The following is a 25663-nucleotide window of genomic DNA, read 5'->3' as shown; positions in this document are numbered from 1 at the left end:
ACCGACAAGCAGGTACCACTGCCTCCCAGGCCTGCGGCGACGGTGATGCTGATCCGCGACACCGCGGCAGGTATCACCCGGGATATCGAGGTCTTTCTGATGCGGCGCCACCGTGCGATGGAATTCGTCGGTGGGGTAATCGTCTTCCCCGGCGGCGGTGTCGACGACCGCGACCGCAACGCCGATATCGACTGGTACGGACCGCCGCCGTCGTGGTGGGCACAGCGCCTCGGGGTCGACGAAGACCTGGCGCTGGCACTGGTATGTGCCGCTGCCCGTGAGACTTTCGAGGAATCGGGGGTGCTCTTCGCAGGGCCGTCGGGATCGTCGGACGGCGAAAACTCCGTAGTCGGCGATGCCAGCGTCTACCGGGAAGCGCGCCTCGCGCTGGCTGCCAACACCCTGTCGTTCGGCGACTTCCTGCGACAGGCGAAGCTGGTGCTGCGCGCAGATCTGTTGCGGCCGTGGGCGAATTGGGTCACCCCAGAGGAAGAGCGCACCCGCCGCTATGACACCTACTTCTTCGTCGGGGCCCTGCCCGAGGGGCAACGCGCCGACGGCGACAACACCGAATCGGATAAGGCCGGCTGGGCCACCCCGCAGGAAGCACTGGCCGATTTCGAGGCCAAGCGCACCTTCCTGCTACCGCCCACCTGGACGCAACTTGACTCCCTGGCCGGCCGGACCGTCGCCGAGGTGTTGGCAGTGGATCGGAATATCGCCGCGGTCCAACCACATCTTGTGGTGGCCGACGGTAATTGGGAGATCGAGTTCTTCGACAGCGGCCGCTACAACGCTGCTCGCGCCGGCCGCGCGCCATGACAGGCAGGGAATTCGTCAGCCTGCACACCAGCGCCGATCATCCCGGTGTTGGGACTGTGCTGCTTTCTCGTCCGCCGACCAACGCGCTGACCCGGCAGGCGTACCGAGAACTCGCCGACGCCGCTGCTGAGATCGCCGACCGGGACGATATCGCGGCGGTGATCCTGTTCGGCGGCCACGAGATCTTCTCGGCCGGCGATGACGTGCCGGAACTGCGCACGCTCAACGATCGGGAAGCCGAACGCGGGGCCGACGTCCGCCACGGCGCCATCGAGGCAGTGGCCGCGATCCCCAAACCGACGGTGGCCGCGGTGACCGGCTACGCACTGGGCTCTGGGCTGACGCTTGCGTTGGCCGCGGACTGGCGGATCGGCGGCGATAACGTCAAGGTCGGTGCGACCGAGATCCTGGCCGGACTGATCCCTGGCGGCGGCGGGATGGCGCGGCTGGCCCGCACCGTCGGCGTCAGCCGGGCCAAGGACCTCGTGTTCAGTGGACGGTTCGTCGACGCCAGGGAGGCACACGACCTCGGCCTGCTCGACGAACTGGTGGCCCCCGATCATGTCTACGACTCCGCGGTGACCTGGGCGGAACGTTTTGTCGGGGCCCCGCTCGAGGCGCTCGCTGCCGCGAAGGCCGTCATCGACGGCACATTCGCCAAGGGCAAGGGTGCCAGTGCCAAGAGCATCGCCGACGAGCGGCGTCGCTACGTCGAGGTGTTCGCCGCCAGCCAGGCACAGTTGGAAACCAGTTAGGCTGCCCTCCATGACGAGCACGCATGCGGGAGATATGCCGGCCCCCAATCCACACGCGACGGCCGAACAGGTCGAGGCTGCCCGCCACGACACCAAACTTGCGCAGGTGCTGTATCACGACTGGGAAGCCGAGTCCTACGACGACAAATGGTCGATCTCCTATGACCAGCGTTGTATCGACTACGCGCGCGGCCGCTTCGATGCCATCGTGCCTGATGAGGTGCAGCGCGAACTGCCGTACGACCGAGCTCTCGAACTGGGCTGCGGCACCGGGTTCTTCCTGCTCAACCTGATTCAGGCCGGAGTGGCCCGGCGCGGATCGGTCACCGATTTGTCCCCCGGCATGGTCAAGGTCGCCACCCGCAACGGAATGTCACTCGGCCTGGACATCGACGGCAGAGTCGCCGACGCCGAGGGCATCCCGTACGAGGACAACACCTTCGACCTGGTGGTCGGGCATGCCGTCCTTCATCACATCCCCGATGTCGAGCTGTCATTGCGCGAGGTGGTCCGGGTGCTCAAGCCGGGCGGGCGGTTCGTCTTCGCCGGTGAGCCGACCACCGTCGGTAATGCGTACGCCCGCAGGTTGGCGGATCTGACCTGGAAAACCACTGTCGCGGCGATGAAGCTGCCCGGTCTGGCCAGCTGGCGCCGGTCTCAGGAGGAGCTCGACGAGAACTCGCGCGCTGCTGCCCTGGAGTGGATTGTCGACCTGCACACCTTCGACCCCGCTGACCTGGAGACGATGGCCACCAATGCGGGCGCGGTGCAGGTACAGACCGCCAGCGAAGAGTTCACCGCCGCCATGCTGGGCTGGCCGGTACGCACCTTCGAGTCGACGGTGCCGCCGGGCAAGCTCGGCTGGGGCTGGGCGAAATTCGCTTTCGGCGGCTGGACCACGCTGAGCTGGGTCGATGCCAATATCTGGCGGCGGGTGGTACCCAAGGGCTGGTTCTACAACGTGATGATCACCGGGGTCAAGCCGTCTTAAGCTTCACCCTCGACGATGTTGACTATCTGACCTCGGAGCAGGGCAGCGCCGCTCTGGCCGATATCGCGGCGCTGCCGCTGACCGACCGGGTGGCAGATATCAGCGCGGCACGCGCCCGCTATGGCGGTCGCGCGCCTGCGCTGGTCGAAACCACGCTGCTGCGCCGAAAGGCGGCGGCCAAACTCGCCGACGCCGACGGCTGGCTGTTCACCGATGAGGCGCTCCAGCAGGCCACTGCATCCGCGGTGGCCGGGCATCGCGCGCGCCGGCTCAGGGACCGGGTCGTGCACGACGTGACCTGTTCGATCGGCACCGAACTTGCCGCGCTGCATCCGGTCACGCAGACCGTGGTGGGTAGCGACCTCGATCCGGTCCGGCTGGCGATGGCTCGACACAACCTCGGTGGGGCGGCGGCTCTCGTCAGGGCCGATGCGTTATGCCCGATCACGCGCGACGCGGTCGTCGTCGCCGACCCTGCGCGGCGCAGCGGCGGGCGGCGGCGCTTCGACCCGCGCGATTACACCCCCGCGCTCGACGCCGTCTTCGACGTCTACCGCGCCCGCGATCTGGTGGTGAAATGCGCGCCGGGAATCGACTTCGGTGCGCTGGTCGCACTGGGTTTCGACGGGGAGATCGAATTGACCTCGCTGGGGGGTTCGGTGCGGGAGGCGTGCTTGTGGTCGGCCGGACTCGCCGAACCCGGCGTCCGTCGGCGGGCGAGTCTGTTGGACCGCGCCGAGGTGCTCACCGATGCCGAACCCGACGACTGCGGCGTCGGCCCGGTCGGTCGCTGGATCGTCGACCCCGACGGTGCCGTGGTGCGGGCCGGTCTGGTCCGGCACTACGGGAACCGATACGGGCTGTGGCAGCTCGACCCCGAGATCGCCTACCTGACGGGGGAGCAGTTGCCGCCGGGAGTGCGTGGCTTCGAAGTTCTCGACCAGCTGGCCTTCAATGAAAAGCGGTTGCGCCAGGCACTTTTGGGCTTCGACGTCGGCGCGGTGGAAATCCTGGTGCGCGGTGTCGATGTCGACCCCGACGCGCTACGCCGACGGTTGCGGCTGACCGGCAGTCAAGCGCGTTCAGTGGTGATCACCAGGATCGGTGCGGGTTCGGCTGCGCGGGCAATCGCATTCGTATGTCGCGCGTCACGCTGACCCAGGTAGGCTGGCAACGACGGCGCCGGTGCCGTCTCAAAGGCCAGCAAGGACAACACATATGCGCATTGTGATTGCGGCCGTGACGCTGGCCGGTGCGGTTCTCCTCGGCTCGCCTCCGGTGGTGGCAGCCGCCCAGTCGCCCTGTGTCGATTTCGGGGGCACTCAAGGGCCGGATCAGATGTGCGATGTGCACGTCTCGAATGACACCTACATGCTGGACATGAAATTCCCGGTGGACTACCCCGACCAGGGCCCGCTGGACAGTTACCTGACCCAGACCCGGGACGGATTCGTCAACGTCGCCGAGATGCCGGGATCGACCGGCCTGCCCTATGCGCTGGACGTCACCTCCACCCGCTACAGCGCCGGTACCCCGCCCACCGGTACCAGTTCGGTTGTCCTTGAGGTGTATCAGAACGTCGGAGGGGCACACCCATCCACCTGGTATCAGGCCTTCAACTACGACCTGGCCAAGAAGGCCCCCATCACGTTCGACACCTTGTTCCGCCCCGACTCCCAGCCGCTGAATGTCATCTTCCCGCTCGTCCAGCAGGATCTGGAGAAGCAGTCCGGGATCAGCGACCCTGTGCTTGTCGGCGACGGGATGAACCCGGAGAACTACCAGAACTTCGCGCTCACCAACGACTCCGTCACGTTCTTCTTCAGCCAGGGCGGGTTGATGGCCGAGGCCGCGGGTGCCACCAAGGTGACCATTCCTCGCACGGCGCTGGTTTCGGTACTCGCCGCCTGACTAGGCCGGCGCGAAGCTGTACACCTGACCGTCGCTGGTCGAGGCGACGACCCTGCGGTCCCGGCCGATCGAGACACCGACCGGGAATCCCGAGGCCTGCGGTAGCGGATAGCTGTTGAGGGTGTGCCCGTCGGCCGGATCGAACGCCAGCAGCGCCATCCCCTCGGCGCCGGGTGCGCCGTCGCGGACAACGGTGTAAGCGACCCCGGGGCCGGCCTGGCTTGCGGTGGTCAGCGGTTCGACATCGCCTCGGCGCCAAACCAACTCACCGCCATCGCCGTTGTCTTTCACCGCGGCCAACGCGGTATCAGGGCCACCACCGGTCTGGATCAGTCCGTCCGGGGCCACCGTCGGGGGCGTCTGCGGCTGAAACCCCAGTGGGACAGACCATTTCATCGTGCCGTCGGCGGCGTTGAGTGCCCACAGCGTCTTATCGCGGCCATTGACGTAGACGGTGTTGCCGTCTGAGGACAGCGTCGGGCTGGCCAGCACGCCGTCGGTGACGGCGTCGCTCGTCCACTCCCGTGTCATCAAGGGATTTTGCCCGGGGTGGTAGCGCAGGCCGACCAAGGTGGCGGCCGGCGCGCCCGGTTGCCAGACCGGGATGACGATCAGCTGCGATGCCGCCGAGTAGGCCGGTGCGGCCGCGACCGGGCAACCGCGGCGGGCAGGCCCGCAGTCGGCGAGTCCGCGCTGTGAGTCGGTGGGGTCGAGATCGGAGACCAGATCGATGGCGGTGCCGACGACGGTTCCGCGGTGCGCATCGAAGATCAGCACCTGCCCCAGGTGGGTCACCACCAGCAGTTGGCCACCTCCCAGAATTCTTGGGGTGAGGGGCATTCCGATCACCTGCTGACGCCAGCGGACCCACTGGGTGCTGGGGTAGCTGACGATGGCGCCCGGCTGACCGACGTAGACGTTGTCGAAGCCGTCGATCATCGGACCGGCGAAGCCACCGCCCTGCACCATGCGGGTGCACCACCGCTGACGGCCGTCGTTGGTGTTCTCCCAGACCATCAGCGAGCAACCGGACGAGGTCTGGCCGTTGGCCACCAGATAACCACCGGAGCCGATGGCGACCGATGCCCCCAGCTCACCCTTGACCGACCGGGTCCACGCGAGGGTGAGTGCGTCCGCGCCGGCGGAAGAGGTGTAGCTGCTGTTGGCCGCGTCACCGTACTGGGCCGGCCAGCCCAGCGAGGGTGCGGAATCGACCCACGAGTCGGTCGAGCCGCAGCCGACCGCACCCAGTGCGATCAGGGCCGCTGACACCGGTGCTGAAATTCGCCGAAGTGGCCGAAGCACCAGTGACGCTCCTTTCTGTCCTCTGATCGCCTACCGCCGAGAAGTCCACCGAGGGTAACCCGTAGCCGAGGCGGGCTCGCGTAGGCTTTCCGGCCATGACGAGCATGTGGGGCGCGCCGATCCACAAACGTTGGCGGGGTTCGCGGCTGCGCGACCCACGTCAGGCCCAGTTTCTGACACTTGCTTCGCTGAAGTGGGTGCTGTCCAACCGCGCCTACACACCGTGGTATCTGGTTCGGTACTGGCGGCTGCTGAAGTTCAAGCTGACCAATCCGCACATCATCACCCGGGGCATGGTGTTCCTCGGCAAGCGCGTCGAGATTCACGCCACACCCGAGCTGGCGCAGATGGAGATCGGCCGCTGGGTGCATATCGGCGACGGAAACACCCTGCGCGCTCACGAAGGGTCGCTACGGCTCGGCGACAAGGTGGTCTTCGGCAAGGACAACGTCGTCAACACCTATATCGACATCGAGTTCGGGGAGTCGGTGTTGATGGCCGATTGGTGCTACATCTGCGATTTCGACCACAAGATGGACAACATCGAGATGCCGATCAAGGACCAGGGGATCGCCAAGAGCCCGGTCCGGATCGGCCCGGACACCTGGATCGCGGCCAAGGTCACAGTGCTGCGCGGGACGACCGTCGGCCGCGGTTGTGTGCTCGGCGCGCACGCGGTGGTCAAGGGCGTCATCCCGGACTTTTCGATCGCCGTCGGTGCGCCGGCCAAGGTGGTCAAGAACCGTCAGCTGGCCTGGGAGACCTCGGCGGCGCAGCGCGCCCAGCTTGCGGCGGCGCTGGCCGATATCGAGCGAAAAAAAGCGAACCGCTGACACCGTGAGCGAATCCGACGGCCCCGAGATCGACTACCGGTTCACGCTGGCCAACGAGCGGACGTTCCTGGCCTGGCAGCGCACCGCGCTGGGGCTGTTGGCCGCCTCGGTCGCGGTGATCCAGTTCGTTCCCGAGCTGGGCGTGCCGGGCGCACGGCATGTGCTCGGGGTTCTGCTGGCCGTGTTGGCCACCGCAACCGCCTTGATCGGCCTGATCCGCTGGGTGCAGGTCGACCGGGCCATGCGCAGCGGCGTTGAGCTGCCGCGCCATCCGACCCCGGCCTACCTCGCGGTGGGCCTGACCGTGATCGGCCTGCTGGTAGCCGCGTTCGCGATTTTCAGAGCGGTTACCGGTTGACCGATCCTGGCCTGCAGGCGGAGCGGACGTCGCTGGCCTGGACGCGCACCTCGTTCGCGCTCCTGGGTAACGGCGCAATCCTGATGGTGCGCGATATCAAGGATCACAGCGCGGGACTCGGCCTTGCGGCTGCCGTCGCCGCGGCCGCCCTGGCCGGGATCACCTACGTGATCGGACTGCGACGGCAGCGCACCCTCGCCAGACATCCACTGCCACAATCGATCAACCCGCGCCGGGAGGTCTACCTGCTGACCGTCCTGGTGCTCGGCCTGATCGCGGTATCGGTGCTGTCGCTGGTCGTCTAACTGCGTCCGGGCAGGGCCTGCTCGACGATCGGCCGGCGGGCCTGCGGCTCGCGTTCGCGGCGCTTGGCGGCCAGATACACCTGGGCGGTGTGGGCAGCCACCGTCGGCCAGGAGAAGTCGGCGGTCAACCTTTCCCTGGCAGCAACTGCCAGGCGCTGTGCGGCCGCGGGGTTGTCGAGCACTGTGCGCATGCAGGCGGCCAGCGCGGCGAGGTCCCGTGGGGGATAGGACGTGCCCGTCACGCCGTCAATCACCGCTTCGCCCAGCCCGCCGACGTTGGAGGTGACCAACGGTGCCCCTGCCGCCGCGGCTTCGAGTGCGACGATTCCGAACGGCTCGTAATGGCTGGGCAGCACGGCGGCGTCCGCTCGGTGCAGCAGCGCCAGGAGCTCCGAATGATCAACGAGCCCAACAAAGTTGGTGGCCTTGAGAACTTTGTGCCGGCGGGCCTCCTCGATCAGCCAGGCACGTTGGGTGCCGTCGCCGGCGATCGTCAGCGTGGTGCCGGGGTGCGTGCGGCGGATACGGGGCAGCGCGGCGATGGCGTCGTGCACGCCCTTCTCGTATTCGAGCCGACCCACGAACAGCAGTTCCGGGGGACCGGTGCGGGGCCGTCTGCGCGCAAATGGCCAGCCCTCGGTGTCGATACCGTTGGGAATCACTGTGGAGTCGCTCAAGCCGGGGCCGAACAGTTCGGTGATCTCTTCGCTCATCGACGCCGAGCAGGTGATCAGGGCATCGGAGTCGCGCACCAGCCAGGATTCCACCGCGTGCACCTGGCGGCTGATAGAACCGGCCACCCAGCCGGAATGCCGGCCGGCCTCGGTGGCATGGATCGTGGAAACCAATGGCACGTCATAGAATTCGGCCAACGCGATGGCGGGATGCGCCACCAGCCAGTCGTGGGCGTGCACGATATCGGGGCGCCAGGTTCGGGCCCGGCCGCCACGATCACGCAACGTCAACCCCGCCCGCACCATCGAATGACCCATCGCCAACGTCCAGGCCATCATGTCGGTGCCGAAGGTGAACTCGTGTGGATCCTGGGCGGCCGCAACCACCCTGACCCCTTCGCTGACGTCATCGGTCGACGGATGCGATCTGGGGTCGGTGTTCGTCGGCTGCCTGCTCAGCACGACGACCTCGTGGCCGTCTGCTGCCAGCGCGGTGGCGAGTTGATAGACATGCCGGCCAAGGCCGCCGATCACCACCGGCGGGTACTCCCACGACACCATCAGGATTTTCACGGTCTGGGTAACCGCCGCGCGTCGAGCGCCCCGAACAGTCCGTCGGCGCGGTTCCACCCGGCGGCGAGCCGCTCGGCGGACTCGCGCCGGCCCGACGCCAGTGCCGCGGCGATCTCCCTGGCGGCGTGCGCATGCAGGTGTGCGCGATAGCGTGCGTAGTCGGCGGCGGAGTCCTTGCTGACCATGAACGGCCAGTCCGAGGACACGGTGAGCAACGTCTCACGCAGGATCTGGTCGGCGACAAAATCGCGGGCCACCGGGGCGCCGGGGGTGCTGTTCTGTTCCAGTGCCTTGTCGACCGTCGCCAGAGCGGTATCGACGACCTCGTTGTTGAGCGCCACCAGGTCGGCAACCTGATCACCCGCCCAGACCTGCCAGTCCTTGCCGGAACCCCAAGAGCTGGGCGGCAATTCGACGCTGTTGCCGACGTAGCCATCAGTAACGGCATCGGCGAGGGTGCCGATCCGGACCCCGGCCTCGGGTAACGCCCGCAGGACCCGCTCCAGCCACATCGGGCCCTCGTGCCACCAGTGCCCGAACAATTCGGTGTCGAACGCGGCCACCACATGCGCCGGTCGGCCGATGCGCTCACTTTCGGAGATGAGGCGCCGCCGGACGATATCGACGAAGTCGGCGACGTGGCCGTCGACCGCGTGCTCGGCGCGGTCCGGCTCGTAGGGCGCTTTGGCCTCCGAGGCAACGTTACGTCCGGTCACCCGGGCCGGTTTGAGGCCGGTGACGTGATCGTAGGTGTGGAAATCGCGGTAGGCGGCGTGCCCGGGATAACCGGATTTCGGCGACCACACCCGGTAACTGACCGCCAAGTCGCGACCGAAGGCTATGACGTCACTGCCGCTGACTGGACGGCCGAGCGCGGTGTCGCCGTGTAGGGACGGTCCGTCGACCATGAAATGGCCGACTCCGGCAGCGGCGTAGTCGCGTTCCATGCCTGGGGCATAAGCACATTCGGGGGCCCAGATCCCGGCAGGTGCGCGCCCGAAACGGTGCTGTGCGTCCGCCAGGCCCTCGCGCAGGGCGAATTCCCGCAACCGCGGCGCCAACAACGGCTGGAACGGATGTGCCAACGGCCCGCCGAGCAGCTCGACCGTGCCCGCGTCGATCAGCTCGCGCAGCAGCGGACTGCCGCCGTGGCGCCACAGGGTGGAAAAATCGTCCTGTGCCCGCTCGGCCTCGGCGTATTCATGAATACCGAAGGCGCGCAAAGCTTCTGGAGTACACGCGGTATCGGGAGCCGCGGTGCCCCTGCGGGCCGGACCGGCCACCTGGGTGCGAGCCTCGACCGCCCGCAGCTGCCAGTTCGCCAGCCAGTGCGCCATCCCGTCGAGGCTGTACGGATCATCGAGCTGAGCCGTCACCACCGGCGTCATCCCCAACGTGACCAGGTTCTGCCTGCCCTCGGCGGCCAGCGTGCGCAATACCCGCATCAGCGGCAGGTACGCCGCCGACCACGACTGGTAGAGCCATTCCTCGCCCACCGGCCAGCGGCCGTGATGAGCCAGCCAGGGCAGGTGTGTATGCAGCACCAGGCTGAACATGCCGGGAACGGGATCGCTCTTGTTGTCGACGCTCACCGTCGTACCGCGATCGCCACCAGGTCCAGGCTGTCGTCGATCGCTTGTTCCCCGGCGCCGATCAGGTCGAAATCGTCGGTGGTGATGGCGGCGATATCGGCCAGGAGGTCGGGCGGCCATGGCGCGTCGGCGAGCGCCCGTGCGATCTGCGCCTCGATGATCGAGCCGCCGTACTTCGCATCGAGCGTCCTTAGCCGTTGGCCGTGAAAGACCCCGCTCATCGATTCGACGGTGAAACCACCCTCGACCAGCAGCTCGGTCAACTCGGCGGCGTTGAGCTCGCGGGTGTGGAACGGGTTGATCGGCGTATCGCTGCCGGGGGTGAAGGTGATCCGGTTCGGCGTGGACATCAGCAGCAGTCCAGCGGGGCGGAGCACCCGGGCGCATTCGGCGACGAACTGCGGCTGGTCCCAGAGATGTTCGATGACCTGGAAGTTCACCACCACGTCGACCGAGGCGTCGGGTAGCGGCAACTGCGCAAGATTTCCCTGCACGACCTCGACCCGCGGGTAGCGGGTGCGCACGTGGGCCACGGCCGATTCGTCGTAATCGACCCCGACCACGCTGCGAGCGACGTCGGCCAGCAGGTCGGCGCCGTAACCCTCGCCAAAACCCGCCTCCAGGACGTCGCGGTCGGCGCACCGCTGGGCCAGCCGTTGATAGACCACCTCGTGGCGGCGGAACCAGTAGTTCTCGATGTCAAGGCCCGGGATGGTGCGCTCGCCCGTCAGTGGCAACGACGGACCAGAAGGTGCAGAGGGTGCAGAAGGTCCGGAGGTATCGGAGGTTGAAGCGCTCATTGGAAGGCAGGCTAACCCGAAGCTGACCTACCGAGAAGCGCATCCGACCCTTCGCCGGGGTGAGGGGGGTCAGAACCCGCTGGACGACCCGCTATGGTGGACGAACGGACCACCATAAGTTACCGGCTAGTAACATTGCGGGTGGGACGAACCGTGGTCAAAAGAAACAGGGTTTTTTGCGGCGCTATCCCGGCTGCCAGGACCCCTCAAGGAGGACGAACCAGAGTCATGACGAACATCGTGGTCCTGATCAAACAGGTTCCTGACACGTGGTCGGAGCGCAAGCTGTCCGACGGTGATTACACGCTGGACAGGGAAGCGGCAGACGCCGTATTGGACGAGATCAACGAGCGCGCCGTCGAGGAAGCGCTCCTGATCAAGGAAAAGGAAGCCGCCAACGGCATCGAGGGCTCGGTCACCGTGCTGACCGCCGGCCCCGAGCGTGCCACCGAGGCGATCCGCAAGGCCCTGTCCATGGGCGCCGATAAGGCCGTCCACCTCAAGGACGACGGCCTGCACGGCTCCGACATGATCCAGACCGGCTGGGCCCTGGCCCGCGCGCTGGGCACCGTCGAAGGCGTCGAATTGGTCATCGCCGGTAACGAGGCCACCGACGGTGTCGGTGGCGCAGTCCCGGCTGTCATCGCCGAGTACCTCGGCCTGCCGCAGCTCACTCACCTGCGCAAACTGGCAGTCGCCGACGGCAAGATCACCGGTGAGCGCGAGACCGACGAGGGTGTCTTCACCCTCGAGGCCAGCCTGCCCGCGATCGTCAGCGTGAACGAGAAGATCAACGAACCGCGCTTCCCGTCCTTCAAGGGCATCATGGCCGCGAAGAAGAAAGAAGTGACCACTCTCACGCTTGCCGAGATCGGTGTCGAAGCCGATGAGGTCGGCGTTGCGAACGCGGGCTCGAAGGTGCTGTCCTCGACCCCGAAGCCGCCCAAGACCGCGGGCGAGAAGATCGCTGACGAAGGCGAGGGCGGCACGAAGATCGCCCAGTACCTCGTTGCCCAAAAATTGATCTAAGACCTACACACGAAGGCGAAGAGAACGCATGGCTGAAGTACTTGTGCTCGCTGAGCACTCCGAAGGCGCGCTGAAAAAGGTCAGCGCCGAACTGATCACCGCTGCCCGTGCACTGGGTGAGCCGTCTGCCGTCGTGGTGGGCCCTCCCGGTAGCGCGGCTCCGCTGATCGACGATCTGAAAGCGGCGGGCGCCGCGAAGATCTACGTTGCCGAATCTGAAGACGTCGAGAAGTTCCTCGTCACCCCCACCCTGGACACGCTGGCCGCTCTGGTCGAGCAGGTCGCCCCGGCCGGTGTCCTGATCGCCGCCAACGCCGACGGTAAAGAGGTCGCAGGCCGGCTTGCTGCGCGGCTGGGCTCCGGGCTGCTCACCGACGTCGTCGAGGTCAAAGACGGTGCTATCGGCGTGCACAGCATCTTCGGTGGCGCCTACACCGTTGACGCCCAGGCCACCGGCGACACCCCGATCATCACCTTGCGGCCCGGCTCGGTCGAGGCCGAGCCCGTTGCGGGTGCCGGCGAGCAGATCACCGTCGAGGTGCCTGCCGCAGCGGAAAATGCGACGAAGATCACGTCCCGCGAACCGGCCGTCGCCGGTGACCGGCCCGAGCTGACGGAGGCCTCTGTGGTTGTCTCCGGTGGCCGCGGTGTCGGCAGCGCGGACAAGTTCTCCGTCGTCGAGGAGCTGGCCGATTCGCTCAATGCCGCTGTCGGTGCTTCGCGTGCCGCGGTGGACTCCGGCTACTACCCGGGCCAGTTCCAGGTGGGCCAGACCGGTAAGACCGTCTCGCCGCAGCTCTACATCGCCCTGGGCATCTCCGGAGCCATCCAGCACCGGGCCGGTATGCAGACGTCGAAGACGATCATCGCCGTCAACAAGGACGAAGAAGCGCCGATCTTCGAGATCGCCGACTACGGCATCGTGGGCGACCTGTTTAACGTCACCCCGCAGCTGACCGAGGCGGTCAAAGCCCGCAAGGGCTAGCTTTTTCTGCGCGAGCAGACGCAAACAACCCCCATTTCCCGGTGAAATGGGGGTTGTTTACGTCTGCTCGCGGGGTAAGCGGGCTTCAACTCGTCACCTGACGCTCACGAACACGACACGCGGCGATTGCCGACAAGCCCGATGGCTGCGCGACCGTGCTGGTTATGAGCACCGCGTCTGTACTCATCGCCGCTGATCATCCGACCGAAGCTGCCGACGTTCCGCAGTACACCCTGCTGCTTTCCACCGATCCCGAGCTCATCGACGCCGCGCAACGACTGCGTTACGACGTGTTCACCTCCGAGCCCGGATTCACGCTGCCCGCCACCGACGGTAGAGATGCCGACAGGTTCGACGAGTACTGCGATCACCTGCTGGTCCGCGAAGATCGCTCCGGCGATCTGGTCGGTTGCTACCGGATGCTCCCGCCTCCGGGCGCCATTGCCGCCGGAAGCCTTTATACCGCAACCGAGTTCGATGTCCGAGCGCTGGACTCGCTGCGGCCCTCGCTGGTCGAGATGGGTCGTGCGGTGGTGCGAGATGATCACCGTAACGGGGCGGTGGTGTTGTTGATGTGGGCAGGCATCTTGGCCTACCTCGACCGCTGCGATTACGAATATGTGACCGGTTGCGTGTCGGTACCCACCCACGATCCGGCGGATCCGGACGCCGAGCCGGGCCGCCAGATCCGCGGAGTACGCGATTTCGTCGCCCAACGCCATGCCGCCCCCGCGGAGTTCACCGTGCACCCGTACCGCCCGGTGGTGCTCGGCGGGAAGACGCTCGACGAGATCACCCCACCCGCGCGGTCGACGGTGCCGCCGCTGATGCGCGGCTATCTGCGCCTTGGGGCGCAGGTATGCGGTGAACCCGCCCACGACCCGGAGTTCGGCGTCGGCGACTTTCCCGCCCTGCTGGACAAACGCAAGGCAGATACCCGGTACCTGACGCGCCTGCGCTCGGTATCGGCGGCCAGTCAGATCGGTGACGGAACGGCCATTGCCGGTCAACAGGAGAGGACCGCACCATGATCGTTTCGAACCCATGGCTGCCGCGCGCGTCATGTGATGCCGACTGCATCCGCGCCGGTTCCGGACAGGCAGGCGCACCCGCGGCGGTGGCACTGCGCACCACACTGCGGACCATTCTGGCGCTGATCTTGATCCCGGCGCTGCCGCTGCTGGCCGTTCCGCTACCGGGGCGCTCGCATCTGCAACGCGGCTACTGCCGGTTGGTGCTGCGTTGCCTGGGGGTGCGAATCACGGTGTCGGGCGGCCCGATCCGCAACCTGCCCGGTGTGCTGGTGGTCAGCCGCCACGTGTCGTGGGTGGATATCTTCACCATCGGCGCGGTGATGCCCGGTTCGTTCGTGGCCAAAGCCGAAATGATCAGTTGGCCCGCGCTCGGCGTGCTGGCGCGGCTGATGAAGGTGATCCCGATCGAGCGGGAAAGCCTGCGCAGGCTGCCTGCAGTGGTGGAGGCCGTCGCCGCACGGCTGCGCGCCGGCCACACCGTGGTCGCCTTCCCCGAGGGCACCACCTGGTGCGGGCTCGGGCACGGACCGTTTCGGCCGGCCATGTTCCAGGCGGCCATCGATGCGGGCCGGCCGGTGCAGCCGCTGCGACTGAACTATCACCACCGCGACGGCAGCACCTCGACGGTGCCGGCCTACATCGGTGACGACACGCTGTTCGAATCGATCCGGCGGCTCATCGTGGCGCGCCGCACGATCGTTCACGTGCACGTCGAATCCCTCGAGCTCCCCGGTGATGACCGCCGCGCACTGGCCGCCCGCTGCGAGACCGCGGTGCGTGGGTCATCGGCTGGGACGACACAGGCGCCTGCGGCTGTCCACGGGCACGTATTGGCGGCCTGAGCACCCGCTGGTCGGCGACGACGCTGGTCGGCAAATACGGGGGATGGCCGCGCTGCGGCTATTCTGGACAGGTCATGAGCCAGACCAGTCCGGTGTACCTCGACCACGCCGCCACCACTCCGATGCATGCTGCCGCCATCGAGGCGATGACCGCCGTGCTCGGCACGGTCGGCAATGCCTCCTCGCTGCACACCGCGGGGCGGCTGGCGCGTCGCCGGATGGAAGAGGCCAGGGAGACCATCGCGGCCCAGCTGGGCGCGCGGCCGTCTGAGGTCATCTTCACCTCCGGTGGCACCGAGAGTGACAACCTCGCACTCAAGGGCATCTACTGGGCACGCAGCGATGCCGAGCCACGTCGTCGTCGGATCATCACCACCGCGGTCGAACACCACGCGGTGCTCGACTCGGTGGCCTGGTTGGCCGAGCACGAGGGTGCCGCGATCACCTGGCTGCCCACCGAGGCTGATGGCTCGGTTACTCCCGCGGCGTTGCGGCAGGCGTTGGAGGAAGACGGCGACGACGTCGCGCTGGTCTCGGTGATGTGGGCCAACAACGAGGTCGGCACTGTGATGCCGATCAACGAGCTGGCGGCGGTTGCCGCCGAGTTCGGCGTGCCGATGCACAGCGACGCGATACAAGCCGTCGGTCAGGTGCCCCTGGTGTTCGGGGCCAGCGAGCTGTCGGCGTTGAGCGTCGCAGCCCATAAATTTGGCGGCCCGACCGGGGTGGGCGCATTGCTGTTGCGCCGCAACGCCGCATGCGTGCCGTTGACCCACGGTGGTGGCCAGGAGCGCGATGTTCGTTCCGGCACAGCGAATGTCGCGGGCGCTGTCGCAATGGCAGCTGCCGCGCAGATCGCCGTCGAGTCCCTTGAGGCGAACTCGACGCGGCTACGCGGCTTGCGCGACCGGCTGATCGATTCCGTCCTGGCCGAGATCGACGATGTCATCGTCAACGGGTCTCGGGAAGCGCGGCTACCCGGAAATGCGCATTTCACCTTCCGCGGTTGCGAGGGCGACTCGCTGCTGATGCTGTTGGACGCCAACGGAATTGAATGCTCCACCGGATCGGCCTGCACGGCCGGTGTCGCGCAGACGTCCCATGTGCTGGTAGCGATGGGCGCCGACCCCGCGACCGCCCGCGGATCGATCCGACTGTCCCTGGGGCATACCAGTGTCGACGCCGATGTCGACGCCGCACTACGGGTGCTGCCCGCTGCGGTACACCGGGCCAGGGCTGCGGCGTTGGCCAGTGCTGGGCAGGTGCGCTGATGCGGGTTTTGGCCGCGATGAGTGGTGGCGTCGATTCGTCGGTGGCCGCCGCCAGGATGGTCGACGCCGGACACGACGTCGTCGGAGTGCATCTCGCGTTGTCGTCGGCACCGGGCACACTGCGGACCGGATCGCGGGGTTGCTGCTCGAAAGAAGACGCCGGCGATGCGCGCCGCGTCGCCGATGTACTCGGAATCCCGTTCTATGTCTGGGATTTCGCTGATCGGTTCAAAGAAGATGTGATCGACGATTTTGTCGAGTCCTATGCGCGCGGTGAGACACCGAATCCCTGTGTGCGGTGCAACGAGCGGATCAAGTTCTCCGCGCTGTCGGCGCGGGCACTGGCACTGGGCTTTGATGCCGTCGCCACCGGGCACTACGCCAGGTTGAGCGATGGGCGACTGCGTCGCGCGGTGGACGGCGATAAAGACCAGTCCTATGTACTTGCAGTGCTGACTGCTGAGCAGCTTCGGCATTCGGCGTTCCCGATCGGGGACACCCCCAAGGGACTCATTCGCGAAGAAGCCGCCCGGCGGGGCCTCGCGGTGGCCGAAAAGCCGGACAGCCATGACATCTGCTTCATTCCTTCCGGTGATACCCGGGCCTTCCTCGGGGCCCGGATCGGCGTGCGGCGCGGTTCGGTCGTCGACGCAGGCGGTGCCGTCCTGGCTGAACACGACGGCGTGCACGGCTTCACAATCGGCCAGCGCAAGGGCCTCGGTATCGCCGGTCCGGGCCCGGACGGGCAGCCCCGCTACGTCACCGGAATCGACGCCGAGACCGGCACGGTCCGCGTTGGTTCGGCGGTCGATCTGGAAGTGTGGTCCCTGACCGGCGAGCGGCCGGTGTTCACTTCGGGTAACCCGCTGTCGGGACCTCTCGACTGTGAGGTGCAGGTCCGCGCCCACGGTGGAATCGCTCCGGCGCTAGCCGAATTCGTCGACGGACAACTGCGGGTCCAGCTGCGGACCGCCCTGCGCGGTGTTGCCGGTGGGCAGACGATGGTGCTGTACCGACCCGACGGCGCCGACGGCGATGAAGTGCTCGCCAGCGCGACGATCGCACGCTAGCTTTCGAGGTCGTTGGCGCAGCTCGCGAGGATCGCGCCGAAGTTCCACAGCAGCAGACGTGAGCTGATCGCCTCCATCGCTTTGCCGCCTGCCCGGGCCGGGTGGGTGTAGCTGCTCACCCAGTCGACGTGCGTACCCGCCCCGTGCGGGGTGAACGTCAGAGTGCCGCCGTCGTGGTCGAAGGCCGGGAACGAGCGAATAATGAGATATGAGTAGCTTTTCGGCGGGTCGTAGGCGGTGATCTCTTCGCGGAACCACATGCCGGTGCCCACCACTTCCCGCACGGCACCGACACCGGGTGCGGGCGAGCCCTTCGCCCAATCTGCCTTGAGGACCAGCGGGGCCGAGGTCAGGCTGGCGGGCCCGGCAAGCCACTCGAAGACCCGCTGCGGTGACGCGGCGATCACCCGCTCGATATGAAGGTTGACCACAGTGGGAAATGCTAACCCGGCACCCGACTGAGGATGTTGGTCATCACGATCCCCGGGACAGATTCCGGGAACTCGCAGAATGTCACCTCGACCATCACCGCCGATTTCAGCTGGTAATCCCTGCCGCAGGTGCGGGCGGGTCGCATCTGCAGCGAGTCTTCTCCGGACGCGACGTAGCCGACGAATATCGGGCCCGCCGAACTCTTCGCGCACGCGTTGGCTCGTTCGGTCAGGCTGTCGAACGCCGCCCTGGCGGTCTGCGGGTCGCGGTAGACGGCGGCGGCCTGCGAGATGAGGCCGGCCCCGGGGGGTCGCTGATAGGTCGTCTTGTGGAAGTCGGCGACATCGCTGCTGAAGGTCTGCGTCTCGGCGAAGATGAACTGGCATGGTGGCGAAACGCCGTTGGCGAGCACGTCGATATCGACCGGGTATTTGCCGTCCATCGACGGGATGGCGGTCAGGGCGTCACCGGCCCCGGTGACCGCACGCATGCCCGCAAGATCGAGCATCAGGGCATCGGCGTCCGCCGCCAGAATCACTTGCGGCCCCGGTGTCTCGGTGTATGGCAGCGCAGCGGAACCTGCGACCACACGGGTACAGCCGGTGAGCAGCACCAGGGTCGCCGAGCAGGTCAGCACCCGCAAAAGCATTGCGGCCATGGTTCACAGTACGGTTGCGCGATGAGCGGTGACTTGTGAGTGCCTTCCATACGGCCACCGGTATCGGTTCCTGGCCGGGAACCTCGCCGCGCCAGGCGGCGGAGATCGTCGTCGGCGAACTCGGTGGAACGCTGGCGCACCTGGTCGAGTTGCCCGCCAGGGGAGTGGGCGCGGACATCATCGGTCGGGCCGGCGCCCTGCTGGTCGACATTTCCATCGACACCGTCCCGCGCGGATACCGCATCGTCGCGCGACCGGGAAATGTGATGCGCCGGGCCGCCAGCCTGCTCGACGAGGATATCGACGCGCTCGAAGAAGCCTGGGAGATCGCGGGCCTGGGTGGCAGTCAACGACCGATCAAAGTGCAAGCGCCAGGACCGATCACGCTCGCGGCCGAGCTTGAGCTGCCCAACGGACACCGGGCCATCACCGACCCCGGAGCGGTACGCGATCTGACAGCCTCACTGGCCGAAGGGGTGGCCCGGCATCGCGCCGAGCTGGCGCGACGGCTGTCCACCACCGTCGTCGTGCAGTTCGATGAGCCGCTGCTGCAGGTAGCGCTGGCAGGCAGACTGACCGGGGTCACCAGCTTCTCGCCCGTGCACCCCGTCGACGAGTCGGTGGCCACCGAACTGTTCGATATCTGTGTCGCCGCGGTGGGCACCGAGGTGGTGCTGCATAGCTGCGCCCCGGAACTGCCGTGGAAGATATTGCAGCGCAGCACGATCAGTGCGGTGTCGGTGGACGTCGCGACGCTCAAACCGGCTGACCTGGACGGGATCGGCGAGTTCGTCGAGGCGGGCCGCGTCGTGCTGCTCGGCGTGGTGCCGACGACGGCTCCGGCGATCCGGCCCGATGTGGAGCAGGTGGCGAAGGCCGCCGCCCAGGTCACCGATCGGCTTGGCTTTCCCCGCTCGGTGTTGGCCGAGCGGATCGGCGTCACGCCGGCCTGCGGACTGGCCGGTGCCACCGCGGACTGGGCGCGCACCGCGCTGGGCCTGGTGCACAAGGTCGCCGATGCATTCGCCGAGGATCCCGAAGCGGTCTAGTTCCGCAACGCTATACCGTCCGCAGATCCTTGCGCAGAATTTTGCCGGACGCCGATTTGGGTATGGCGTCGATGAACTCGACCTGGCGCACCTTCTTATACGGGGCGACGTTCTCGGCGACGAAGGCCATCACGTCGTCGGCGCTGAGCTCCTCGCCGGATTGCTTGACCACGAAAGCTTTTGGGATCTCCTCGCCGGATTCGGTATCGATTACGCCGATCACCGCCACGTCGGCAACGCCGGGGTGGGTCAGCAGTAGCGCCTCGAGCTCCGCGGGCGGCACCTGATATCCCTTGTACTTGATCAGCTCCTTGAGGCGGTCCACGATGTAGACACAGCCATCGGAGTCCACGCAGGCCAGATCGCCGGTGTGCAGAAAGCCTTCGGCATCAATGGTTTCCGCGGTCGCCTCATCGTTGCCGAGATACCCGGCCATCACGTTGGGCCCGGAGAACCACAGCTCGCCGGTGGCACTGCGACCTGATTCGGGGATGCCGATCTCAGCACCGGTCTCGGGGTCGACGATCTTGCTGACGGCGTTGGGAACGGTCCAGCCGCACGAGTTCAGCGGTGCGTTGACACCCAGCGACTGGCCTCCGCCGTCGAAGGGCATGCAGTGGCTGACCGGGCTGAGCTCACTCATTCCGTACCCCTGCACGACGCGGCAGCCGAGCCGCTTGGCCACAGCGTGACCGAGTTCTTCGTCCAGTGGTGCCGCACCGGACATGACGATGCGCAGCGATGACAGGTCGTAATCGTCGATAACGGGGTGTTTGGCCAGCGCAACCGCGACCGGCGGCGCGATGTAACCGACTGTGCAGCGCTGATTTTGGATGGTCTGCAGAAACTTGGTGAGGTCGAACGACGGCATGATCACCAACCGGGCCCGCGCGTGCAGTGCGGCGTTGAGCAATACCGTCATCCCGTAGATATGGAAGAACGGCAGCACCGCGACGATCGCGTCAGTCGAGGTGATGCCTTGGATCGGCCTGATCTGGGCGATATTGGCCGCCAGGTTGCGGTGGGTGAGCATCACACCTTTGGGGTTACCGGTGGTGCCCGAGCTGTAGGGCAGCGCAGCCAGGTGCGTGACGGGATCGACGGTGACGGTTGGGGCGTCGGCTCCGGATGCCAGCAGGTCATCGGCGTTGGGATGTCCGTCGACGGCCTCGCCTGCACCGTCGAGGATGACGACCTCCGCCGGGGACAGCCCGGCATGGGCGGCACCTTCGGTGGCCTGGGCGCGCAACGGACTGACGGTGATCAGCATCTTGGCGTGCGAGTCCGTCAGCTGTTTGGCGATGTCCTTGGCGGTGAACAGCGCGTTGACGGTGGTGGCGGTGGCGCCGGCCCGCAGGATGCCGTGGAACGCGACCGCGAATATCGAGCTGTTCGGAGCCAGCAGCGCCACCACGTCACCGACGCCGATACCCCGATCGGCCAACGCTCCGGCGAAGGCATCCACCCGGATCGCCAGATCGCGATAGGTGGTTTCGGCGCCGGTCGGGGCGTCGATCAGGGCGACGAGATCGCCGTCGGCCTCGGTCAACTCGCCGAACAGGTATTCGTGGACCATCCCGTCGGGCACGACGACGTCGGGGAACGGACTGGCGAAACTCATATCTCTCCCTGGGTCGGGTCATCCAATTGCTTCAGAAGTTTCTTCGGTGCCACGAGGCGGTAGGAGGCGTCGACGAGCTCAGCTACCTCGGCCCAGTCCACCTTCGCCGCGGTGAAATCCAGCCCCAGCCAGCCCGAGGGCCCCAGGTAGGCAGGGAAGAAGAACCGCACATCCTGTGCCAGCGCGGCGCGGTCGGCTTCGTCCACCTTGACCAGCAGCGCGTGCGAAAACCGGGTCATCTCACCGGGTACCGACATTTTGGAGCTGCCGCCGTACATCGCGAACATCTTGGGCACGCAGAACGTGGGCCTGCCGTGGGAGATTTTCTCGAAGGCGCCCGGGAAGCCCAGCGCGATCCCACGCAGCTCCGCCAGCCCGAAGTCGTCATCGTCGAACATGATCGGGTGGGGCACAAGACCACCCTAACGATGGCTGCTGCACTGTCGGAGCCCTTCGATAACCTTGCGCAGTGAGCCCAGTCGAAGTAGATCCGCTCGATCCGGACGTGCGCCGGCAATGGCAGGAACTGGCCGACGAGGTGCGGGGGCATCAGTTCCGCTACTACGTCCGCGATGCGCCGGTGGTTTCCGACGGCGAGTTCGACGCCTTGTTGGGCAAGCTGACCGCCCTGGAGGACGAGCACCCCGAGTTGCGCACCCCGGATTCGCCGACGCAGCTGGTCGGCGGCGCCGGTTTCGCCACCGATTTCACCTCTGCCGATCACCTCGAGCGGATGCTGTCGCTGGACAACGTCTTCAACGCCGACGAGCTGGATGCCTGGGCGGCCCGGGTGCAGCGCGACCTCGGTGCCGAAAAATCCGCAGACGTCCATTACCTGTGCGAACTCAAGATCGACGGGGTCGCATTGGCGTTGGTCTACCGCAACGGACGCCTGGAGCGGGGCGCCACCCGCGGTGACGGCCGCACCGGCGAGGACGTCACCCTCAACGCCCGCACCATTGACGATGTCCCCGAACGTCTTACGCCCAGCGACGAGTATCCGATACCCGCTGTCCTTGAGGTGCGTGGCGAGGTGTTCTTCCGGCTCGTCGATTTCGAGGCCCTCAATGCCAGCCTCGTCGAGGAGGGGAAACCCCCGTTCGCCAACCCGCGCAACAGTGCCGCAGGCTCGCTGCGGCAGAAGAATCCGGCCGTCACCTCGCGACGCAAGCTGCGGATGATCTGCCATGGCCTCGGTTACGCCGAGGGTTTCACCCCGCCCACCCTGCATGACGCCTACCTGGCGCTCAAAGCGTGGGGGTTGCCGGTTTCTGACCACACCACCCGTGTGCAGGGCATCGCGGCGGTCCAGGAGCGGGTCGTCTACTGGGGCGAACACCGCCATGACGTCGAGCACGATATCGACGGCGTGGTGGTCAAGGTCGACGAGGTGTCGCTGCAGCGCAGGCTCGGCGCCACGTCGCGGGCACCGCGCTGGGCCATCGCGTACAAATATCCGCCCGAGGAAGCCACCACCAAACTCCTCGATATCCGGGTCAACGTCGGCCGTACCGGGCGGGTGACGCCGTTCGCCTATATGGAGCCCAGCAAGATCGCCGGGTCGACGGTCGGGCTGGCCACGTTGCACAACGCCTCGGAGGTCAAACGCAAAGACGTCCGGATCGGCGACACCGTCGTCATCCGCAAAGCCGGTGACGTCATCCCCGAGGTACTCGGTCCGGTGGTCGAGCTGCGCGACGGCTCAGAACGCGAATTCGTCATGCCCACAACGTGTCCCGAATGCGGAACCACGCTGGCACCGGCCAAGGAGGGGGACGCCGATATCCGCTGCCCCAACTCGCAAACCTGTCCGGCGCAACTGCGCGAGCGAGTCTTCCACGTGGCAGGGCGCGGGGCCTTCGATATCGAGGGCCTCGGCTACGAGGCCGGGATCGCACTGCTGCAGGCCGGTGTCATCACCGATGAGGGGGACCTGTTCGGCTTGACCGAGGACGACCTGCTGCGCACGGACCTGTTCACCACCAAGGCCGGCAGTCTGTCCGCGAACGGTAAACGGCTGCTGGCCAACCTGGGCAAGGCCAAGGCGCAGGCACTGTGGCGGGTGTTGGTGGCGCTGTCGATCCGCCACGTCGGTCCGACCGCGGCCAGGGCGTTGGCGGGGGAGTTCGGCAGCCTGGAGGCCATCACCGCGGCATCTGAGGAGGAACTCGCTGCCGTCGAAGGGGTCGGGCCGACAATCGCTGCGGCAGTGGTCGACTGGTTCACCGTCGACTGGCACCGGGCGATCGTCGCCAAGTGGCAGGCCGCCGGGGTGCGGATGGCCGATGAGCGTGACGCCAGCATTCCTCGGACCCTGGAAGGGTTGTCGATCGTGGTGACGGGGTCACTGCCAGGGTTCTCCAGGGATGAGGCCAAGGAGGCCATTTTGGTCCGTGGGGGCAAGGCCGCCGGTTCGGTGTCGAAGAAGACGGCCTACGTGGTGGCCGGTGATGCACCGGGTTCGAAATACGACAAGGCGGTCGAACTCGGCGTCCCGATTCTCGACGAAGACGGTTTCCGGGCGTTGCTGGCCGACGGGCCTCAACCGTTGGGTACGCAGGTGTAGGTGGGCTCCTGCGGAGTCTGGCCGGTGCGCAGGAATCTGGTCAGCCATCGATCGGCACATGCGTTCTGGGACATCGCGATATGGCCCTGAGCGGGCGCGATCACCAGGGATGAACCGACCAACTGAGAATGCAGGGCCTGCGCCCAGGCCAGTGGCGTCGCGGGATCGTCGGTGGTGTTGAGGAGCAGTACGTTGCCTGCGCCGCTGGCGCTCACTGGCGCCGGTTGCCGATTCGGCGGGGCTGGCCAGGTCTCACACGGTTGCAGTGACCACGCGCGGTTGGCGCCACTGAGTGGACTCTCGGCGGCCCACCCCGGGGCCAGGCGGGCCGGTGCCATGGGGTCACGCTCGGTCTGGAAATCCGTGCACACAACCGCCAGGTACTCGGAGTCTGCGGGGTTGACCATCAGATCAGGGGAGTAGGCGGAGTCGGTGACCGCCGCGAGGTCGCCGTCGACGGCGTGCCGCAGGATGCGCCGCAGGTTCGGCCAGCCGGACTCAGGAAAGTACATCGACGATTCGATGAGGGCCAGCATGCGGGCACCGGAGAGCCGCCGACCATCCGCAGCCACGTACGGCGCTCCGTCCAGCGTGTCTACGATCTCGTAAATCCTTTGCAGTGCAACATCTTTCGGACCGCTGAGCGGACAGTCCGACGCGGCGAGGCAGTTGTCGACGAATGCGGTGACGCTGTTCTGCATGCCTACTGCCTGGCCATGTCTGATCTGCTGGTAGTCCACCGCCGGATCCATCACCGAATCCAATGCCATCCGATCCGTTCGGTCGGGGAAGGTTCTGAGGTAGGTCGAGCCGACGAAGGTGCCGTAGGAGAAGCCGAGGTAATTCAACGTCTCGAATCCCATGCTGGCCCGGATCGCATCCATATCCCGGACGACGTTGTCAGTGCCGACGTGGGCGAGTGCCTGACCGTATTGCTGCTGGCATGACTGCCCGATGCCCATTGCCAGCAGGCGCGCCTGCGCGGTTTGCGTCTCAGTGCTCGGAACACTGGGTTGATCGAAGATCGCCCGCCGTTGGCGCTCGTCAAGACACGTGATGGCAGGCTCGGAGCCTGTCACACCCCGTGGGTCGAATGACACCACGGTGTAGATATCGGTCAACGCTCGGAAGTACTCCAAACTGGAGTGAAGGTCGGCCACCCCGCTGATGCCCGGTCCGCCGGGGTTGGTCACCAACAGTCGCGGGTGAGCCGCGGTCGACGGCAGTCGGGTCACCGCAATCGAGAAACTGTGACCGTCGGCTCGCGTGTAGTCCGAGGGGACGATGATCGTCGCGCATTCGAAAGCCGTGTTGTCCTGGCACGGCACCCAACGTGTCAACTGAGGCGCCGCTGGTGTTGGCGCGGTGCCTGTCGGTGCGCAGCCCCCAACTATGGCAGCGGCAAGAAGTAACCGCGCGATACGCCTACCGGCCAGTGCCGAACTCATGGCTAGTCATAGCAGGCAACCCTGCTGGTGGGCGTCGTTTTGGCGCGCTCAGCGCAGGATGGTGGCGAGGATGCCGGCTAAGTAACCCAGCCGGGCCACCTCCGACGGCCGGAAATCCGGTCCGCCCGGTCGGCCGAGCATGACGGCGGTCAGCGGATCGCCCAGCGGCGCGGCCGCCAGCGTGGTGTCCATATCGCGCCACAATTCCGGCAGCCACTCGGCGGTCGCGTCGAGTGCGGCGGCGTGTTCTAGCGGCAGCCAGGGCGCCGCGTCGGGCTGAGTCTCCGGCGCCCCCCGACTGCCGACGATGCGTTCCAACCTGGTGTCCGCCAAGTTCACCACGGTGCACCAGCCGACGCGCAGCACCCGTGGCGCCTCGTCGGCGAGGACCTGCAATTTGGCGAGCCTGGTATCGGCCGCGGCGATGTGATCGATGAGCTCCAGCTCGCGGTGGGCCTCCAACAACCCGGTATGCGGCCGAATGCTGTCCACCCGCACCCCGGTCAAGGCTTCGGCCGCGGTGATCAGCATGTCGGGCATGGAACCGTGCGGCAGATCGACCACCAGATCATCGATGGCGTAGCCCGCGACGCGCTCGACCACGTCCAGAGAAAGGATGTCGGCGCCCACCGACCCGAGCGCCACGGCGAGAGACCCGAGGCTGCCTGGTCGGTCGTCCAGCTGGACCCGCAGCAGATACGAAGGCACGCGCACACTGTTGCACAGCACCAGGCCCAGA

Annotated in this window: 26 protein-coding genes; 16 read left to right on the top strand and 10 right to left on the bottom strand. The window is 66.7% G+C overall.

Annotated elements, in window-relative coordinates:
• The first annotated feature begins 45 nt into the window (after nucleotides 1-45).
• The 5 genes from ADBZ9O_RS23630 to ADBZ9O_RS23610 all read left to right on the top strand — a co-directional run bounded on the left by ADBZ9O_RS23630 (nucleotide 46) and on the right by ADBZ9O_RS23610 (nucleotide 4479).
• Nucleotides 46-822 (top strand): NUDIX hydrolase, encoded by a 777-nt coding sequence (locus tag ADBZ9O_RS23630; RefSeq protein ID WP_526533420.1) that lies wholly within the window; start codon nucleotides 46-48, stop codon nucleotides 820-822.
• A complete protein-coding gene (locus ADBZ9O_RS23625) occupies nucleotides 819-1577 on the top strand; it encodes an enoyl-CoA hydratase (protein ID WP_526525381.1) in 759 nt (252 codons plus the stop codon). Before ADBZ9O_RS23630 ends, ADBZ9O_RS23625 begins: the two co-directional genes overlap by 4 nt.
• Nucleotides 1578-1587: 10 nt before the next feature.
• Nucleotides 1588-2568: a class I SAM-dependent methyltransferase gene (locus tag ADBZ9O_RS23620; protein WP_526525380.1), complete on the top strand. Its 981-nt coding sequence runs from the start codon at nucleotides 1588-1590 to the stop codon at nucleotides 2566-2568.
• Nucleotides 2526-3725, top strand: a complete 1200-nt coding sequence (locus ADBZ9O_RS23615) for a THUMP-like domain-containing protein (RefSeq protein WP_526533418.1) — start codon at nucleotides 2526-2528, stop codon at nucleotides 3723-3725. Before ADBZ9O_RS23620 ends, ADBZ9O_RS23615 begins: the two co-directional genes overlap by 43 nt.
• A 61-nt stretch (nucleotides 3726-3786) precedes the next feature.
• Nucleotides 3787-4479 (top strand): esterase, encoded by a 693-nt coding sequence (locus ADBZ9O_RS23610; protein ID WP_526525379.1) that lies wholly within the window; start codon nucleotides 3787-3789, stop codon nucleotides 4477-4479.
• On the opposite strand, the gene ADBZ9O_RS23605 is transcribed toward ADBZ9O_RS23610, so the two are convergent.
• A complete protein-coding gene (locus ADBZ9O_RS23605; RefSeq protein WP_526525378.1) occupies nucleotides 4480-5784 on the bottom strand; it encodes a BamB-related PQQ repeat family beta-propellar protein in 1305 nt (434 codons plus the stop codon).
• A gap of 95 nt (nucleotides 5785-5879) precedes the next feature.
• On the opposite strand from ADBZ9O_RS23605, the gene ADBZ9O_RS23600 reads away from it, so the two are divergent.
• The 3 genes from ADBZ9O_RS23600 to ADBZ9O_RS23590 are packed head-to-tail and all read left to right on the top strand — an operon-like array spanning nucleotide 5880 to nucleotide 7280.
• Entirely contained in the window at nucleotides 5880-6617 is a 738-nt protein-coding gene (locus ADBZ9O_RS23600; protein ID WP_526525377.1) for an acyltransferase, read from the top strand.
• Nucleotides 6618-6621: 4 nt separating this feature from the next.
• A complete protein-coding gene (locus ADBZ9O_RS23595) occupies nucleotides 6622-6975 on the top strand; it encodes a DUF202 domain-containing protein (RefSeq protein WP_526525376.1) in 354 nt (117 codons plus the stop codon).
• Nucleotides 6972-7280 (top strand): DUF202 domain-containing protein, encoded by a 309-nt coding sequence (locus tag ADBZ9O_RS23590; RefSeq protein WP_526525375.1) that lies wholly within the window; start codon nucleotides 6972-6974, stop codon nucleotides 7278-7280. Before ADBZ9O_RS23595 ends, ADBZ9O_RS23590 begins: the two co-directional genes overlap by 4 nt.
• Here ADBZ9O_RS23590 and ADBZ9O_RS23585 read toward each other — a convergent pair.
• Genes ADBZ9O_RS23585 through ADBZ9O_RS23575 form a run of 3 tightly spaced genes read right to left on the bottom strand, consistent with a single transcriptional unit; the run spans nucleotide 7277 to nucleotide 10919 of the window.
• On the bottom strand, nucleotides 7277-8527 hold the full coding sequence (locus ADBZ9O_RS23585; RefSeq protein WP_526525374.1) for a glycosyltransferase family 4 protein: 1251 nt from the start codon (nucleotides 8525-8527) through the stop codon (nucleotides 7277-7279). The two genes, ADBZ9O_RS23590 and ADBZ9O_RS23585, sit on opposite strands and share 4 nt — an antisense overlap.
• A complete protein-coding gene (locus ADBZ9O_RS23580; RefSeq protein ID WP_526533416.1) occupies nucleotides 8524-10083 on the bottom strand; it encodes a 1,4-alpha-glucan branching protein domain-containing protein in 1560 nt (519 codons plus the stop codon). The genes ADBZ9O_RS23585 and ADBZ9O_RS23580 overlap by 4 nt, the downstream gene beginning before the upstream one ends.
• 32 nt (nucleotides 10084-10115) lie before the next feature.
• On the bottom strand, nucleotides 10116-10919 hold the full coding sequence (locus tag ADBZ9O_RS23575) for a class I SAM-dependent methyltransferase (protein ID WP_526525373.1): 804 nt from the start codon (nucleotides 10917-10919) through the stop codon (nucleotides 10116-10118).
• Between the two features lie 228 nt (nucleotides 10920-11147).
• On the opposite strand from ADBZ9O_RS23575, the gene ADBZ9O_RS23570 reads away from it, so the two are divergent.
• From ADBZ9O_RS23570 to mnmA, 6 genes are all read left to right on the top strand, one after another.
• A complete protein-coding gene (locus ADBZ9O_RS23570; RefSeq protein WP_526525372.1) occupies nucleotides 11148-11948 on the top strand; it encodes an electron transfer flavoprotein subunit beta/FixA family protein in 801 nt (266 codons plus the stop codon).
• A gap of 28 nt (nucleotides 11949-11976) precedes the next feature.
• Complete coding sequence (locus tag ADBZ9O_RS23565) at nucleotides 11977-12933, top strand: electron transfer flavoprotein subunit alpha/FixB family protein (protein ID WP_526525371.1); 957 nt, start codon at nucleotides 11977-11979, stop codon at nucleotides 12931-12933.
• A gap of 164 nt (nucleotides 12934-13097) precedes the next feature.
• Nucleotides 13098-13964, top strand: a complete 867-nt coding sequence (locus ADBZ9O_RS23560; protein WP_526525369.1) for a GNAT family N-acyltransferase — start codon at nucleotides 13098-13100, stop codon at nucleotides 13962-13964.
• A complete protein-coding gene (locus ADBZ9O_RS23555) occupies nucleotides 13961-14809 on the top strand; it encodes a lysophospholipid acyltransferase family protein (RefSeq protein WP_526525368.1) in 849 nt (282 codons plus the stop codon). Before ADBZ9O_RS23560 ends, ADBZ9O_RS23555 begins: the two co-directional genes overlap by 4 nt.
• A gap of 74 nt (nucleotides 14810-14883) precedes the next feature.
• Nucleotides 14884-16080, top strand: coding sequence for a cysteine desulfurase family protein (locus tag ADBZ9O_RS23550; RefSeq protein WP_526525367.1), 1197 nt, complete (start codon nucleotides 14884-14886; stop codon nucleotides 16078-16080).
• Nucleotides 16080-17150, top strand: a complete 1071-nt coding sequence (gene mnmA, locus ADBZ9O_RS23545; RefSeq protein ID WP_526525365.1) for a tRNA 2-thiouridine(34) synthase MnmA — start codon at nucleotides 16080-16082, stop codon at nucleotides 17148-17150. Before ADBZ9O_RS23550 ends, mnmA begins: the two co-directional genes overlap by 1 nt.
• Here the strand turns inward: mnmA and ADBZ9O_RS23540 are convergent.
• A complete protein-coding gene (locus tag ADBZ9O_RS23540) occupies nucleotides 17147-17581 on the bottom strand; it encodes an SRPBCC family protein (protein ID WP_526525364.1) in 435 nt (144 codons plus the stop codon). The two genes, mnmA and ADBZ9O_RS23540, sit on opposite strands and share 4 nt — an antisense overlap.
• A gap of 11 nt (nucleotides 17582-17592) precedes the next feature.
• Nucleotides 17593-18240: a sensor domain-containing protein gene (locus ADBZ9O_RS23535; RefSeq protein ID WP_526525363.1), complete on the bottom strand. Its 648-nt coding sequence runs from the start codon at nucleotides 18238-18240 to the stop codon at nucleotides 17593-17595.
• A gap of 35 nt (nucleotides 18241-18275) precedes the next feature.
• On the opposite strand from ADBZ9O_RS23535, the gene ADBZ9O_RS23530 reads away from it, so the two are divergent.
• Nucleotides 18276-19289, top strand: coding sequence for a uroporphyrinogen decarboxylase/cobalamine-independent methonine synthase family protein (locus ADBZ9O_RS23530; RefSeq protein WP_526525362.1), 1014 nt, complete (start codon nucleotides 18276-18278; stop codon nucleotides 19287-19289).
• A gap of 10 nt (nucleotides 19290-19299) precedes the next feature.
• Here ADBZ9O_RS23530 and ADBZ9O_RS23525 read toward each other — a convergent pair whose 3' ends face one another.
• Nucleotides 19300-20910, bottom strand: coding sequence for a 4-coumarate--CoA ligase family protein (locus tag ADBZ9O_RS23525; RefSeq protein WP_526525361.1), 1611 nt, complete (start codon nucleotides 20908-20910; stop codon nucleotides 19300-19302).
• The gene (locus ADBZ9O_RS23520) at nucleotides 20907-21323 is read right to left on the bottom strand and encodes an MmcQ/YjbR family DNA-binding protein (protein WP_526525359.1); all 417 of its coding nucleotides are present in this window, start codon (nucleotides 21321-21323) and stop codon (nucleotides 20907-20909) included. Before ADBZ9O_RS23520 ends, ADBZ9O_RS23525 begins: the two co-directional genes overlap by 4 nt.
• 56 nt (nucleotides 21324-21379) lie before the next feature.
• On the opposite strand from ADBZ9O_RS23520, the gene ligA reads away from it, so the two are divergent.
• Nucleotides 21380-23476 (top strand): NAD-dependent DNA ligase LigA, encoded by a 2097-nt coding sequence (gene ligA, locus ADBZ9O_RS23515; RefSeq protein WP_526525358.1) that lies wholly within the window; start codon nucleotides 21380-21382, stop codon nucleotides 23474-23476.
• Here ligA and ADBZ9O_RS23510 read toward each other — a convergent pair.
• Both ADBZ9O_RS23510 and ADBZ9O_RS23505 read right to left on the bottom strand, forming a co-directional pair.
• Nucleotides 23452-24924 carry an alpha/beta fold hydrolase gene (locus ADBZ9O_RS23510; RefSeq protein WP_526525357.1) on the bottom strand — a complete coding sequence of 491 codons (1473 nt, stop codon included), beginning with the start codon at nucleotides 24922-24924 and terminating at the stop codon, nucleotides 23452-23454. The genes ligA and ADBZ9O_RS23510 overlap by 25 nt on opposite strands.
• Before the next feature lie 48 nt (nucleotides 24925-24972).
• On the bottom strand, nucleotides 24973-25632 hold the full coding sequence (locus ADBZ9O_RS23505) for an ACT domain-containing protein (protein WP_526525356.1): 660 nt from the start codon (nucleotides 25630-25632) through the stop codon (nucleotides 24973-24975).
• Nucleotides 25633-25663 lie beyond the last annotated feature (31 nt).

The sequence above is a fragment of the Mycobacterium sp. genome, assembly GCF_965229105.1.
In the GTDB taxonomy this organism is placed as follows: domain Bacteria; phylum Actinomycetota; class Actinomycetes; order Mycobacteriales; family Mycobacteriaceae; genus Mycobacterium.
The sequence above is the reverse complement of the archived record's forward strand: the minus strand, read 5'-3'. Positions and strand labels throughout refer to the sequence as shown.

Bases quoted from the DNA above. Each gene is read 5' to 3' on its own strand.
- ADBZ9O_RS23630 (WP_526533420.1), top strand. From the start codon at position 46: ATGCTGATCCGCGACACCGCGGCAGGTATCACCCGGGATATCGAGGTC.
- ADBZ9O_RS23625 (WP_526525381.1), top strand. From the start codon at position 819: ATGACAGGCAGGGAATTCGTCAGCCTGCACACCAGCGCCGATCATCCC.
- ADBZ9O_RS23620 (WP_526525380.1), top strand. From the start codon at position 1,588: ATGACGAGCACGCATGCGGGAGATATGCCGGCCCCCAATCCACACGCG.
- ADBZ9O_RS23610 (WP_526525379.1), top strand. From the start codon at position 3,787: ATGCGCATTGTGATTGCGGCCGTGACGCTGGCCGGTGCGGTTCTCCTC.
- ADBZ9O_RS23600 (WP_526525377.1), top strand. From the start codon at position 5,880: ATGACGAGCATGTGGGGCGCGCCGATCCACAAACGTTGGCGGGGTTCG.
- ADBZ9O_RS23580 (WP_526533416.1), bottom strand. From the start codon at position 10,083: ATGTTCAGCCTGGTGCTGCATACACACCTGCCCTGGCTGGCTCATCAC.
- ADBZ9O_RS23575 (WP_526525373.1), bottom strand. From the start codon at position 10,919: ATGAGCGCTTCAACCTCCGATACCTCCGGACCTTCTGCACCCTCTGCA.
- ADBZ9O_RS23570 (WP_526525372.1), top strand. From the start codon at position 11,148: ATGACGAACATCGTGGTCCTGATCAAACAGGTTCCTGACACGTGGTCG.
- ADBZ9O_RS23565 (WP_526525371.1), top strand. From the start codon at position 11,977: ATGGCTGAAGTACTTGTGCTCGCTGAGCACTCCGAAGGCGCGCTGAAA.
- ADBZ9O_RS23560 (WP_526525369.1), top strand. From the start codon at position 13,098: ATGAGCACCGCGTCTGTACTCATCGCCGCTGATCATCCGACCGAAGCT.
- ADBZ9O_RS23555 (WP_526525368.1), top strand. From the start codon at position 13,961: ATGATCGTTTCGAACCCATGGCTGCCGCGCGCGTCATGTGATGCCGAC.
- ADBZ9O_RS23550 (WP_526525367.1), top strand. From the start codon at position 14,884: ATGAGCCAGACCAGTCCGGTGTACCTCGACCACGCCGCCACCACTCCG.
- mnmA (WP_526525365.1), top strand. From the start codon at position 16,080: ATGCGGGTTTTGGCCGCGATGAGTGGTGGCGTCGATTCGTCGGTGGCC.
- ADBZ9O_RS23535 (WP_526525363.1), bottom strand. From the start codon at position 18,240: ATGGCCGCAATGCTTTTGCGGGTGCTGACCTGCTCGGCGACCCTGGTG.
- ADBZ9O_RS23525 (WP_526525361.1), bottom strand. From the start codon at position 20,910: ATGAGTTTCGCCAGTCCGTTCCCCGACGTCGTCGTGCCCGACGGGATG.
- ADBZ9O_RS23510 (WP_526525357.1), bottom strand. From the start codon at position 24,924: ATGAGTTCGGCACTGGCCGGTAGGCGTATCGCGCGGTTACTTCTTGCC.